The following is a 12805-nucleotide window of genomic DNA, read 5'->3' on the forward strand; positions in this document are numbered from 1 at the left end:
TACGTCAAGAGATTCATGATACTGCGAGGCGTCGAACGCATTGGGCCGCCCTTGGGCGGCCCAATGCCTGTACAGCCGCTACCGATCAGTGCGCGCTGGCAGCCGCCGCGCCAATGCCGGTTTCGCTGCGCACGGTCTGCGCCTCGAAGCCGGCCCGGTCGATCCGCGCCCGATCACTTTGGTCCGTGACCGAAAACAGCCAGATCGACACAAAGCCGATGGTCATGGAAAACAGCGCCGGCGAGGCATACGGAAACCAGGCCGATCCCGCCGGATTGCCTAGTGTGGCTTCCCACACGGACGGCGACACGACCGTCAGGCCCACGGCGCTGATCAAACCGGCAAAGCCGCCGATCATGGCGCCGCGCGTGGTGCAGCCCTTCCACAGCACGGACATGAACAGCACCGGGAAATTGGCGGACGCCGCCACGGCAAAGGCCAGCGACACCATGAAGGCGATGTTCTGTTTCTCGAACACAATGCCCAGCACCACGGCGATGATGCCCAGGATGATGGTGGTGACCTTGGCCACCTTCATTTCCTGGGCGTGCGTGGCATTGCCTTTTTTCACCAGGGTGGCATAGATGTCATGCGATACGGCTGAGGTACCCGACAGCGTCAGCCCGGCGACCACGGCCAGAATCGTGGCAAAGGCCACCGCCGACATGAAGCCCAGGAACACATTGCCGCCCACGGCATCGGCCAGGTGCACCGCCGCCATATTGCCGCCGCCGATCAGGGCGCCGGCCGTATCCAGGAACTGCGGATTGGTCGATACCAGCACGATGGCGCCAAAGCCGATGATGAAGGTCAGGACGTAGAAATAGCCGATCCAGGTCGTGGCCCAGAACACCGATTTGCGGGCCTCGCGCGCATCGGGCACGGTAAAGAAGCGCATCAGGATGTGCGGCAAGCCAGCCGTGCCGAACATCAGCGCCATGCCGAACGAAATCGCGCTGATCGGGTCCTTGATGAAATTGCCCGGCCCCATGATGGACTGCCCCAGGGAACCTGCCTGCGCCGCGTCCTTGCCGGCATTCATGGCCGTCAGGGTCTTGACCTCGACCGCCGCCGCAAACAGGCGTTCCGGCGAAAAGCCGTAATGCGCCAGCACCATCAGGGCCATGAAGGTCGCCCCCGCCAGCAGCATGGCCGCCTTGATGATCTGCACCCAGGTCGTAGCCGTCATGCCGCCAAACAGCACATAGACCATCATCAGCACACCGACCACCACGACGGCGATCCAGTATTCCAGGCCGAACAGCAGCTTGATCAACTGACCGGCGCCGACCATCTGGGCGATCAGATAGAACGCCACGACAACCAGCGTGCCGGATGCCGCAAAGGCGCGGATCGGACCCTGCTTGAAGCGATAGGCGGCCACGTCGGCAAAGGTGAATTTACCCAGATTGCGCAGACGCTCGGCCATCAGGAAGGTCAGGATCGGCCAGCCCACCAGAAAGCCGATGGAATAGATCAGGCCATCGTAGCCGTTGATCATCACGGCGGCGGAAATCCCCAGAAAGGACGCCGCCGACATATAGTCGCCCGCAATCGCCAGACCGTTCTGAAAGCCGGTGATGCCGCCGCCGGCCGTATAGAAATCCGCCGCCGAACGGGTCCGGTTGGCGGCCCACTTCGTGATCCACAAAGTCATCAGCACGAACAGGCCGAACATGATGATGGCGGTCCAGTTGGTCGGCTGCTGCTGCAGTTCGCCCAGATCGCCGCCTGCCGCATGGGCCGCACCTGCCAGCGCTGCCATCAAAGCCAGCGCACCGACGGTGCGCACGGTCATCTGCTTCATCTCAGGCCTCCTGCACGATTTCGCGCGTCAAGCGGTCGAATTCGCTATTGGCGCGGCGCACGTACAGGCCAGTCACCAGAATGCTGAACACGATGATGCCGAAACCGACCGGAATACCCCAGGTCATGACCCCGTCGCCCAGCTTCAGGGCAAACAGTTCCTTGTCGAACGCGATCACGCCGATGAAAGCGTAATACACGATCAGCATGGCCACGGTCAGCGTCCAGCCATAGCGCAGACGGGTGCGGCGCAGATGCTGATATTTCGGGTTGGACACAATGCTTTGTGTCTGTTGGTTTCCCATGTCGGTCTCCTACTCATGTCATTGGCAATGGGTTTTATCCGCCGAGCAAGGTAGAGGCCGGGTCTTACGGAGACCTTACATTTTCGTTAACGCACGCCCGGATCAGGGAAAACACCGATCCCCGAATTGCACGTTAGAATTCAGGGTTCATAGGCGTCATGCCTCACCGCCCTTAGCTCAGTTGGATAGAGCAACGGCCTTCTAAGCCGTAGGTCACTGGTTCGAATCCAGTAGGGCGGACCACTTCCTACGCATCCCCTTGACCTTCCCCCCATGGGAAGGATCACACTGCAAAGCAGCCCGACCCACACTGGGCGCCATCTGCAATGAAGGACTGAATCAAGGGATGAACCCATGCGACGTAGAGATTTCCTGACCCGCCTGGCGGGCTCGGCTGGCTTGGTCCTCGCCACCGGCGTACGGCCCGCGCTGGGCATGGAAGGCATGCACCATGCCGCCGGCAGCACGGCGATGGCGCAGCCGCAACACGGTATGCACGCAGATGCGCTGGCTGCCAGCGATGCCATTCCGCTCGGGCAGCCCTTTGCCGCACCGGCCGTTCTGAACAACACCGCTGCCCAGCCCGGCAGATTCACGGCGACGCTGGTGGCCGCCCCTGCCGATATCCAGCTGATACCGGGCATCACCACCCAGGCATGGGTCTATAACGGCCAGTTCCCCGGCCCCCTGATCGATCTGCAGGCGGGCGACGAGGTCGACATCACGCTGGAAAATCATTTGCCCCAGCCGACCACGATTCACTGGCACGGCTTGCCCGTGCCCCCGGATCAGGACGGCAATCCCGGCGATGCCGTGGCGCCAGGGGCCAGTCGCAGCTACCGTTTCAAGATTCCCGACGATGCCGAGGGCCTGTACTGGTATCACCCCCACCCGCATGGGCAGACTGGCGAACAGGTTTACCGGGGATTGGCGGGCGCCATCCGCGTACATCCCAAACACGACGCGCTGGCGGCGATTCCCGAACGCATTCTCGCCATCACCGACTTGCGATTGACGGCGCAGGGCGTCATTCCCGACAACGACATGATGGACTGGATGAATGGCCGCGAAGGGCAGTTCGCACTGGTCAATGGCCTGAACCGCCCGGTGCTGCCTTTCGATGCGGGCGGGCAGGAGCGCTGGCAGGTGCTCAACGCCACCAATTCCCGCTACCTGCGCCTGGCGCTGCCAGGACATGAACTCACGCTGCTGGGAACCGATGGCGGACGCATCGAACACGCGCAAACAGGATTGCCGGACATTCTGATTGCCCCGGCCCAGCGGGTGGAGCTGCTGGTGACCGCCGCCGGCGCAGCAGACAGCACATTGATGGCCAAGACCTATGCGCGCGGCAAGATGGGCGGCGCCAGCGAAACGATCGCTACGCCGCTGATGCAGGTGGATTTCAGCGCCGTGCAGCCGCAGCCGTCTCTTGTCTTGCCGCAGCCGTTGCGCCCGTTTCAAGCCTTGCCCGAGGCGACGGCGCACAAACGCGTCGTCATGAGCGAAAGCATGCCCATGGGCCACGGATCGCACGGCATGGGGAACATGATGTCAGCAGGCGGCATGGGCATGATGAACATGGACGGCATGATGGCGAACGGGCGCCCCTCGATGATGCAGTTCCTGCTCAACGGCAAGGCCTTCGACATGCAGCGCATCGATCTGCACATCGCCGCCGGCGTCTGGGAGGACTGGGAGATCGTCAACGATTCGGACATGGACCATCCCTTCCATATCCACGGCACGCAATTCGCCGTGCTGGAGCGCACCCTGAACGGGCGCACACGCCAGGAACCCTTTCGCGCCTGGTACGACACGGTCAATCTGCAAGCCCAGGAAACCGTGCGCATCCGCGTCATGCAGACCGACAAGGGTATCCGCATGTTCCATTGCCACATTCTGGAGCACGAAGATCTGGGCATGATGGGACACTTGCAGGTAAGCTGACTGCCACCGCGCAACGCAGCACCCAAAAGGACACTTTCATGACTTGGTCGGCACAGCAATACAGCCTGTTCGAAGCAGAACGCACTCGTCCCGTCAGGGACCTGCTGTCCGCCGTCCCCCCGAAAGAAGTCGCCTGGGCGGCCGACCTGGGCTGCGGCCCAGGCAATTCCACCGAAGTCCTGCTGCATCGCTGCCCGGATGCGGCCATCACCGGCGTGGATTCTTCATCCGATATGCTGGACGCCGCCCGCGAACGGCTGCCCGGATTGCGCTTTCAGCAGGCGGACATCGCCGCCTGGCAGCCGTCCGATCCCTACGACCTGATCCTGGCCAATGCATCGCTGCAGTGGATTCCCGACCACGCGGCGCTGTTCCCGCAGCTGGCCGGCTGCCTGACCCCCGGCGGCAGCCTGGCCATCCAGATGCCCGACAATCAGGACGAGCCCGTCAAACGCCTGTTGCGCCAGGTTGCCGCCAGCCCGCGCTGGGCGGACCGCCTGGGCGATGAACGCAGCACCCGTTTCCCCCGCCACCCGGCCACCTGGTACTACGATCTGCTCACGCCCCACTGCCGGCGGGTGGATATCTGGCGCACGACCTACTGGCACGTCCTGCCCGGCGGGGTGGATGCCATCGTCGAATGGTTCAAGGGCAGCGCCCTGCGGCCCTTTCTGGCCCTGCTGGACCCCCAGGAACAGCCCGCCTTCCTGCAGGATTATCGCGACGCCCTGGCGCAGGCCTATCCGGTGCAGGCGGACGGATCCGTTCTGTTACCGATTCCCCGGTTCTTTCTGGTCGCGACTCGTTAGACCCAGCCGTGCAAATGCTAAAGTGCCGGGCACAGACCTTTATCTTGCCTTTCTCCATGCACGCCCCCCGGTTTCTCCACGCATTTTCCCTGCTGCTCCTGCTGAGTATCGCGGCAGCCCCGGCCGCCCGGGCAGAACTTGTCCTGCGACTGGCCAGCCCGCAAGCCGCCCCTGGCGCCGCCGTCGAACTGGAAGGCCTGCTGGTCAACGACACCGGCAATCTGCTGGCCAGCCCCATCCCTGCCACCTTGAACGGCCAATGGACGGACGATCAGGGCCGCAACACGCCGGCCCGGTTTCAGCTGCGGACCTCGTCCAATGCCGCCGACCTGCCGGCCAATACCTTCACCCGCATGGCCTGGACCAGCACGGTACCGGCCAATGCCCAAGGGCTGCTGACCCTGACCATCCAGGGGGCGGACGACACCTTGCTGGCCTTGCGCGTCGGCGAGACGCCTCAAACAGCACAGATGGCGGCGGCGCCTGCCGCATTAGCGGATACCACGCACCCGGCCCTGCCGCCCGCCCGCCAGACCGGCGCCCCCCCTGCCGGCCTGTCCCCCTTTGAAACCTTCCGCAATGCGCTATCGCCCTACGATCCCATTTATTTCGCATTAGGCCGCACCGGCGGGGCGAATGCCCGTTTCCAGCTCAGTTTCAAATACCGGCCCTTCAGCCCCACGGACCCGGCCAACCCCGGTTTCATGGATAACTGGTATATCGGCTACACCCAGACATCCCTATGGGATCTGCATTCGGATTCCATTCCCTTTGTGGACACGACCTACAACCCCAGCCTGTTCTGGGCCCGGGACTCGCTCTGGACGACTGCGGACAAGCGCTGGTCCCTGGGCCTGAACGCAGGCGCCGAACACAAATCCAATGGCAAGGACGGGGATGATTCTCGTTCCCTGAACGACCTGTACCTGCAACCGGAATTCAGCTACCGTTTCGACGGCGGCAGCCGCCTGAGCTTTCAGCCCCGCTTCAAGACCTATGTCGCCACCGATGGCGACATGCGCTACCAGGACTATCTGGGTTATGTTGACTGGAAACTGCGCTGGGCGCAGGACAACGGTCTGGTACTGTCGGGGCTGTACCGCCGGGGCAGCAGCGGCCACGCCACGCAGATGGAAGCCGCCTGGCCGCTGCAGCGCACCTTTCTGCACATGAACGGCTATCTGTACGTCCAGTATTTCCAGGGCTACGGCGAAACCCTGCTGGGCTATCAGCAGAAAAGCGATCCGCAAGTGCGGATCGGTATTGCCCTGGTCCCCTGACCAGGGGACTCAAGGACACGGCATGTTCACCCAAATCGGCATCTTCATCCTGGCGCTTTTGCTGCTGCTGACGAGCAGCCGCCTGTTGTTGACCGCCTGGCTCTGGCCCCGCGTCAAGGCCGCCGGCGGCCCCTGGCCGATCATCCGCTGGGGCCTGCGCATCGACCTGAACCAGATCGCCATGTGGGCCGGCGTCCCTGCCCTGCTGGCCCCCTGGCTGGCGGATCAGCCGCTGGCCATCTGGCTGACCGGGCTATGGCTGCAGGGTGTCTGGCTGCTGTTCGTGCTGCTGGAAATTTCCACCCCGCAATTCATCCAGGAATATGACAGCCGGCCCAATCGCCTGTATCTGGACTACCTGAAATACCCCAAAGAAGTCTTCGGCATGCTCTGGAAGGGCTACAAGCTGGTGCTGGGCGCCGCCCTGGTCTCACTGGCGCTGGCCGCCTGGCTGGGGCACGCACTGTTTGCTCAGGCGCACGTCAACGTCCTGCCAGCCTGGCCCTGGCGGATCGGCATGACGCTGCTGATCGCCGCCGCCATCGTGCTGGCCATTCGCGGCACCCTGGGGCACCGCCCCATCAATCCGGCATCGGCGGCCTGGTGCGGCGACAGCCTGTTGAACACCCTGCCGCTCAATTCCCTTTACAACGTGCTGTTCGCCCTCTACGCCATCAAGAACGAGCGTTCCGCTGCCGATGTCTACGGCGACCTGCCGGACGACACCCTGCACCAGATCATCCTCGAACAGGCGGGCATCCCCCCCGGACCGCCGGAAATCCCCACCCTGCACCATCAGCCCGCCAGCCGGCAACCGGCGCGCCCCCGCAATCTGGTGCTGATCGTCCAGGAAAGCCTGGGGGCGCAGTATGTGGGCAATCTGGGCGGTGCGGGGCTGACCCCCTGCCTGGACGCGCTGGCCGACACGGGCTGGAATTTCACCCGCGCCTACGCCACTGGCACGCGATCCGTACGCGGCCTGGAAGCCGTCACAGCGGGCTTTCCGCCTACTCTATCGGACGCCGCCCTGCGCCTGACCGACGCCCAGAGCCGTTTTTTCACGCTGGCCCAGTTACTGCGCCGCCACGGCTACCGTTCGCGGTTCATCTACGGCGGGGAAGCGCATTTCGACAATATGAAAAGCTTCTTCCTGGGCAATGGCTTCGACGAACTGCACGATCTGCCGACCTTTGAGTCCCCCGCCTTCGTCGGCACCTGGGGCGCCAGCGACGAAGACATGTTCGACAAGCTGCACACGCTGCTGTCACAGGACGACGGGCAGCCCACCCTGCATCTGGCGTTTTCCGTCACCAATCACACGCCCTGGGAATATCCGGCCGGACGCATCCCGGTTCAGGGCGATCCCGCGACTGTGCAAAACACCGTGCGCTATGCGGATTGGGCCATCGGCCAATTCTTTGAACGGGCGCAAGCCAGCGCTTATTGGCAGGACACGGTATTCCTGATCGTCGCCGACCATGATGCCCGTGTGGGGGGCGCGCACCGGATTCCCTTGCGTCACTTTCACATTCCCGCACTGATCGTGGGCGCAGGCATCGAGCCGCGCCGCGACGAACGCATCATCAGCCAGATCGACCTGCCGCCCACCCTGCTGTCCCTGATCGGCATCAGCGATGCCCACCCCATGATCGGCCACGACCTGAACCGCCCGGATGCCGGGGGACGCGCCATGATGCAATACGAAGACCACTACGGCTATCTGCGCGACGACACCCTGACCGTGCTGGAACCCCAACAGGAAGCACTCTGTTTTCGCTACGCCGCCCCTGACAGCTATACCTCGCTGGAACCCGACCCCGCGCTGACGCAGATCGCACTGGCCCATGCCCTATGGCCCACCTGGGCCTACCGCCACCAGGCCCATACGTTGCCGGAATTGCGGCGCAGCCACCCCGAATGACCCTGCCCCGCATGGTAGAATCTGCCGTTCTGATTCAGTCGGGGCGTAGCGCAGCCTGGTAGCGCATCTGCTTTGGGAGCAGAGGGTCGTAGGTTCGAATCCTATCGCCCCGACCAACAAAATCAAGGAATCCGCCATGTCTTCCACCTCTACCGACGATCTGGGCAAACTCATCCTGCGTTTGTCCCTGGGCATTCTGGTCCTGCTGCACGGTCTGGCAAAACTGGATGGCGGTGTCGGTTGGATCGTCGGCATGCTGGATGCCCGCGGCCTTCCGGGCTTCATCGCCTACGGCGTGTATATCGGCGAAGTCGTGGCGCCAGTAATGCTGATCCTGGGTCTGTGGACTCGGGCGGGCGGTCTCATCATCGCCCTGAACATGCTGTTCGCCTTCTCTCTGGTCCACATGAGCGACCTGTTCGTCATCGGCAAGAGCGGCGGCTGGGCGCTGGAACTGCAGGGCATGTATCTGTTTGCCGGCATCGCCGTCGCCCTGCTGGGCGCTGGATCGTACAGCCTGGGCGGACGCAGCGGCCGCTGGAACTAAAGCCGGCCGCATCATAGTTCTCTGCCCGCTTCGGCGGGCAGTGTCGTTTCCAGCGTCTGGATTACGCAGCGGGCAGCGTGATCACCACGCAGGCCCCGCCCAGGTCGCCAGTGCGGATCTGCGCCCAACCTCCGTATAGGTCCGCCAGGTCGCGCACGATCCCCAGGCCCAATCCCGACCCCGGCGTGCGCTCATCCGCGCGCCGGCCTCGTTCAAACACCGCTTCTGACCGTTCCGGACTGAGCCCCGGACCATCGTCTTCGACCCGGATGTCCAATTCGCCATCGCGGCGGTCGGCGCTCACCCGCACCCGATGGTTGGCCCATTTGCCGGCATTGTCCAGCACATTACCCAGCATTTCCTGAAAGTCCTGGGATTCGCCGCGGAAAGCCAGGTTGGCGTCGATGCCATCCAACTCATAGACCAGATGGCGTTCGGCATGCACACGCTGCATCACCCGCACCAAGCCCTGCAACAACGGCAGGATGGGGCTGCGCAGCCCCGTCACGCGCACCGCTGCGGCCGCCCGCGCGCGGGCCAGGTGATAGTCCACCTGGCGGCGGGCCGTATCGACCTGCTCGGCGACCAAGCGCGGCAGCGCCGGGTCTGCGGCAGCGGCGGCATTGGCCAGGACGGTCAGCGGCGTTTTCAGGGCATGGGCCAGATTGCCGGCCTGCTGGCGGGCGCGGTCCAGACCCTGGGCATTGCGCTGCAACACCTGATTGAAATCCTCGACCAGCGGCTGGACCTCGGTGGGGAAAGCGCCATCGATCCGGTCCACCCGGCCTTCGCGCACATCCGCCAGCCTGCGCCGCAAACGGACCAGCGGCCTGAGACCATACGACACCTGCACCCAGGCCGCCACCAGCATGCCCAGCACCAAGACCCCCAGCGCAATGCCCAGCATACGATCAAAGCGGCTGATGGGCTCGGCCCACAAAGCCCGATCCGCCGCGACGGAAAGCACCAGATGATCAGAAGGACCTTCAGCCGGCTCGACCTCGCGCACCCGCACGCGCAAGTGCGCGCCGCCCGGACCGGACGCCGTCGTGCGCAGATCCTGCCCCGGCTGCAGATCCGGCGAGGCTTCCGGCAAATAAACATCCCATAAAGACCGGGAACGCAGAATCTGAGCAGCCCTGCCATCCTGAGCAGGCACGAAGACCTGCCAATACAAACCTGAAAAGGGATGGCTGAAACGGGGATCGCTAGGCAAGGGGGACAGCGACGCCTGGCCGTTCGCATCAACTTGCAAGGAGGCCGTCAACTGATCCAGGTGGATGTTCAATTCAGACTGCAGTTGCGCCAGGATGTGCTGGCGGAACATCTGCTGGATGCCCCAGCCTGCCACCGCTACGCTGAGCAACACCCAGGCCAGTACGCCGGCCAGCAAGCGCAGGCGCAAAGACCGGTAGGGCGCCCGCAACCACCTCATGGCGCGGTGGCCGCGTCCAGTCGATAACCCAGGCCGCGTACGGTCTGGATCAAGGCGGCGGGGATTTTGCGCCGCAAACGGGCGATAAAGACTTCGATCGTATTCGAGTCGCGGTCGAAATCCTGGGCATAGATATGTTCGACCAACTGACTGCGCGAGACGACTTCCCCCTGATGCATCATCAGATAGGCCAGCACGCGATATTCGTGGCTGGTCAGATCCAAGGGCGCATCATCGAGCAGCACCCGCGTCTGACGCGTATCCAGCATCAACGGCCCGCAACGGATATCCGTGCTGGCATGGCCGCCAGCACGGCGCAACAAAGCGCGCACCCGCGCCTGTAGTTCTTCCGGGTGGAAAGGCTTGGTCAGATAGTCGTCGGCCCCGGCATCGATGCCAGCCACCTTGTCGTGCCAGTTATCGCGCGCCGTCAGGATCAGCACCGGCGTCTGCCGGCCGGATTCACGCCAGGCCCGCAGGACCGACAGACCATCGCGCCCCGGCAAACCCAGATCCAGCACCACCAGGTCGTACGGTTCCGTCAGCCCCTGGTGCTGCGCATCCAGACCGTCCGAGGCCACATCCACCACATAGCCGGCGGATTCCAGGGCGGCCTTCAGCTGCGAAGCCAATAAGGGTTCATCTTCGGCGACCAGCAGTCTCATCGATGGGATCCTTCTCGGTGCAAGGGACGGCGACCCACCCATAATACCTGCCCGCTCTGGGCATCGACCTTGATCTTGACCAAACGCCCGTCATCTTGCAGGATTTTGAGCTCGTAGACCCAACGACAGGTCGCAGTCCCCTGGCAAGTCTTGTCGTCCTCGTCGAATTCCACTTTCAGGACCTGGCCAGGGTAGTCTTTGGCTACCCGCGCCAAGACGTCCTGCAGCGGCAGGACTTTACCCAGCGCCTGCAGGCGTTCCGCCTTTTCACGATCGTGATTGTGCGCCTGGGCGCCCGTGGCCCACATCCCCCCCGCCGCCAAAATGGCAGCCAGTACGTGGCGACGTTGCATGACAAGCCCCTTTCAGATTGGAATGGGGGCAGGATAGCCGAAGGCGTATGAACAGCGGGTGAACAGGAAACTAACCGAACCGTCCCGTAATGTAGTCTTCGGTTTCCTTGCGGGAGGGCTTGACGAAAATCTGGTCGGTGGGACCGAACTCCATCAGCTCGCCCAGGTACATGTAGGCGGTGTAATCCGAGCAGCGGGCGGCCTGCTGCATATTGTGCGTCACGATGACGACCGTGTAGTCGTCCTTCAGTTCGGCGATCAGCTCCTCGATTTTGGCCGTGGAAATCGGGTCCAGGGCCGAGCAGGGTTCGTCCAGCAGCAGCACTTCGGGCTTGATGGCCACGCCTCGGGCTATGCACAGACGTTGCTGCTGTCCGCCGGACAGGCCGTTGCCGCTTTGGCCCAGCTTGTCCTTGACCTCGTTCCACAGGGCCGCCTTGGTCAGCGCCCATTCCACCCGCTCATCCATTTCCCCCCTGCTGAGCCGTTCGAACAAGCGCACGCCAAAGGCGATGTTGTCGTAGATGCTCATGGGAAACGGCGTGGGCTTCTGGAACACCATGCCGACCTTGGCGCGGATCAGGGAAATGTCCAGGCGCGAATTCAGCAGGTCTTCGCCGTCCAGCTCGATAGAACCTTCGGCCCGCTGGCCGGGATAGAGTTCGAACATGCGGTTGAAGGTGCGCAGCAGCGTCGACTTGCCACAGCCCGACGGCCCGATGAAGGCCGTGACCTTGTTTTCGGCAATGTCCATGTTGATGTCGCGCAGCGCATGGTAATTGCCATAGTAGAAATTCAGGTGACGCACAGACAGTTTGGTGCGTTCCGAGGCAGCGGTCGAAGACAGGATCATAGTGGGCGGAGACGAATTATTTGCGGAACAGGCTGCGGGCGACGATGTTGATCCCCAGCACCAGCAAGGTGATCAAGGCGGCGCCGGCCCAGGCCAGACGGTTCCAGTCCTCGAAGGGACTGGCGGCATATTGGAAGATCACCACCGGCAGGTTGGCGATCGGCGCATTCATGTTCAAGGACATGAACTGGTTGTTCAAGGCGGTAAACAGCAACGGCGCGGTTTCGCCGGCGATGCGGGCGACTGCCAGCAAAATCCCGGTGATGATGCCCGACCGCGCTGCCCGATAGCAGATGAATACCACCACCCGCCACTGGGGGCAGCCCAGGGCGGCGGCGGCCTCGCGCAGACTGTTGGGCACCAGGCACAGCATGCTGTCGGTCGCTCGCACCACCACGGGAATCACCAGGATCGCCAGGGCGAAGGCCCCGGCCCAGCCGGAATAATGGCCGACCTGCGCCACATATACGGCATAGATGAACAGACCGATGACGATGGACGGCGCCGACAGCAGCACGTCGTTCAGAAAGCGGGTCGCCGGCGCCAGCCAGCCCCGGCGGCCGTATTCAGCCAGATAGGTGCCCGCCAGGACGCCGATGGGGGTCCCGATCAGCGTGCCCACGGCCGACATCAGCACGCTGCCGACGATGGCGTTCAACAGACCGCCCGCCTCGCCGGGTGGCGGGGTGCTTTCCATCAACAGGGTCAGGGACAGCGCCCCGCCGCCCTTGATCAGCAGCGTGGCGATGATCCAGGCCAGCCAGAACAGCCCGGACCCCAGGGCCAGGCTCGATAGCCCCAGCATGAGGCGATTGAACCGCCTTCTACGCCGGTAGATCGGATTACTCAGGACAATAGGAGAGTCGGATGCGGACATGGAC

The 12805-nt window shown here is 63.5% G+C and carries 12 protein-coding genes and 2 tRNA genes; 7 read left to right on the forward strand and 7 right to left on the reverse strand.

Translation table 11 applies throughout. The features are described 5' to 3' along the window. Positions 1-85 precede the first annotated feature (85 nt). Together VDP79_RS07855 and VDP79_RS07860 are read right to left on the reverse strand one after the other, a co-directional pair. Entirely contained in the window at positions 86-1807 is a 1722-nt protein-coding gene (locus VDP79_RS07855) for a cation acetate symporter (RefSeq protein WP_323017661.1), read from the reverse strand. Position 1808: 1 nt separating this feature from the next. Further along, on the reverse strand, positions 1809-2111 hold the full coding sequence (locus VDP79_RS07860; RefSeq protein ID WP_323017662.1) for a DUF485 domain-containing protein: 303 nt from the start codon (positions 2109-2111) through the stop codon (positions 1809-1811). 166 nt (positions 2112-2277) lie between these two features. Between VDP79_RS07860 and VDP79_RS07865 the strand changes: the two genes are divergently transcribed. From VDP79_RS07865 to VDP79_RS07895, 7 genes are all read left to right on the forward strand, one after another. Further along, positions 2278-2354: transfer RNA gene (locus VDP79_RS07865), tRNA-Arg, on the forward strand. A 111-nt stretch (positions 2355-2465) separates the two neighbouring features. Beyond that, on the forward strand, positions 2466-4061 hold the full coding sequence (locus tag VDP79_RS07870) for a multicopper oxidase family protein (protein WP_323017663.1): 1596 nt from the start codon (positions 2466-2468) through the stop codon (positions 4059-4061). 38 nt (positions 4062-4099) lie between these two features. Continuing rightward, positions 4100-4870, forward strand: coding sequence for a trans-aconitate 2-methyltransferase (tam, locus tag VDP79_RS07875; protein WP_323017664.1), 771 nt, complete (start codon positions 4100-4102; stop codon positions 4868-4870). A 56-nt stretch (positions 4871-4926) separates the two neighbouring features. Beyond that, entirely contained in the window at positions 4927-6150 is a 1224-nt protein-coding gene (locus VDP79_RS07880; RefSeq protein WP_323017665.1) for a phospholipase A, read from the forward strand. 22 nt (positions 6151-6172) lie between these two features. Beyond that, positions 6173-8071 (forward strand): LTA synthase family protein, encoded by a 1899-nt coding sequence (locus VDP79_RS07885; protein WP_323017666.1) that lies wholly within the window; start codon positions 6173-6175, stop codon positions 8069-8071. 39 nt (positions 8072-8110) lie between these two features. After that, positions 8111-8187 (forward strand) — tRNA-Pro (locus VDP79_RS07890). A 20-nt stretch (positions 8188-8207) separates the two neighbouring features. Next, on the forward strand, positions 8208-8618 hold the full coding sequence (locus tag VDP79_RS07895; RefSeq protein WP_323017667.1) for a DoxX family protein: 411 nt from the start codon (positions 8208-8210) through the stop codon (positions 8616-8618). A 61-nt stretch (positions 8619-8679) separates the two neighbouring features. On the opposite strand, the gene VDP79_RS07900 is transcribed toward VDP79_RS07895, so the two are convergent. The 5 genes from VDP79_RS07900 to pstA form a co-directional block, all read right to left on the reverse strand. Continuing rightward, positions 8680-10053: a sensor histidine kinase gene (locus tag VDP79_RS07900; protein WP_323017668.1), complete on the reverse strand. Its 1374-nt coding sequence runs from the start codon at positions 10051-10053 to the stop codon at positions 8680-8682. Then, positions 10050-10718 carry a response regulator transcription factor gene (locus VDP79_RS07905; protein ID WP_323017669.1) on the reverse strand — a complete coding sequence of 223 codons (669 nt, stop codon included), beginning with the start codon at positions 10716-10718 and terminating at the stop codon, positions 10050-10052. The genes VDP79_RS07900 and VDP79_RS07905 overlap by 4 nt, the downstream gene beginning before the upstream one ends. Beyond that, positions 10715-11071 (reverse strand): PepSY domain-containing protein, encoded by a 357-nt coding sequence (locus VDP79_RS07910; protein WP_323017670.1) that lies wholly within the window; start codon positions 11069-11071, stop codon positions 10715-10717. Before VDP79_RS07910 ends, VDP79_RS07905 begins: the two co-directional genes overlap by 4 nt. 70 nt (positions 11072-11141) lie before the next feature. Beyond that, positions 11142-11924 carry a phosphate ABC transporter ATP-binding protein PstB gene (gene pstB / locus VDP79_RS07915; protein WP_323017671.1) on the reverse strand — a complete coding sequence of 261 codons (783 nt, stop codon included), beginning with the start codon at positions 11922-11924 and terminating at the stop codon, positions 11142-11144. Between the two features lie 16 nt (positions 11925-11940). Further along, positions 11941-12801 carry a phosphate ABC transporter permease PstA gene (gene pstA, locus VDP79_RS07920; protein WP_323017672.1) on the reverse strand — a complete coding sequence of 287 codons (861 nt, stop codon included), beginning with the start codon at positions 12799-12801 and terminating at the stop codon, positions 11941-11943. Between the last annotated feature and the right edge of the window lie 4 nt (positions 12802-12805).

Origin of the sequence: Castellaniella sp., assembly GCF_034675905.1 — a bacterium.
In the GTDB taxonomy this organism is placed as follows: Bacteria; Pseudomonadota; Gammaproteobacteria; order Burkholderiales; family Burkholderiaceae_B; genus Castellaniella.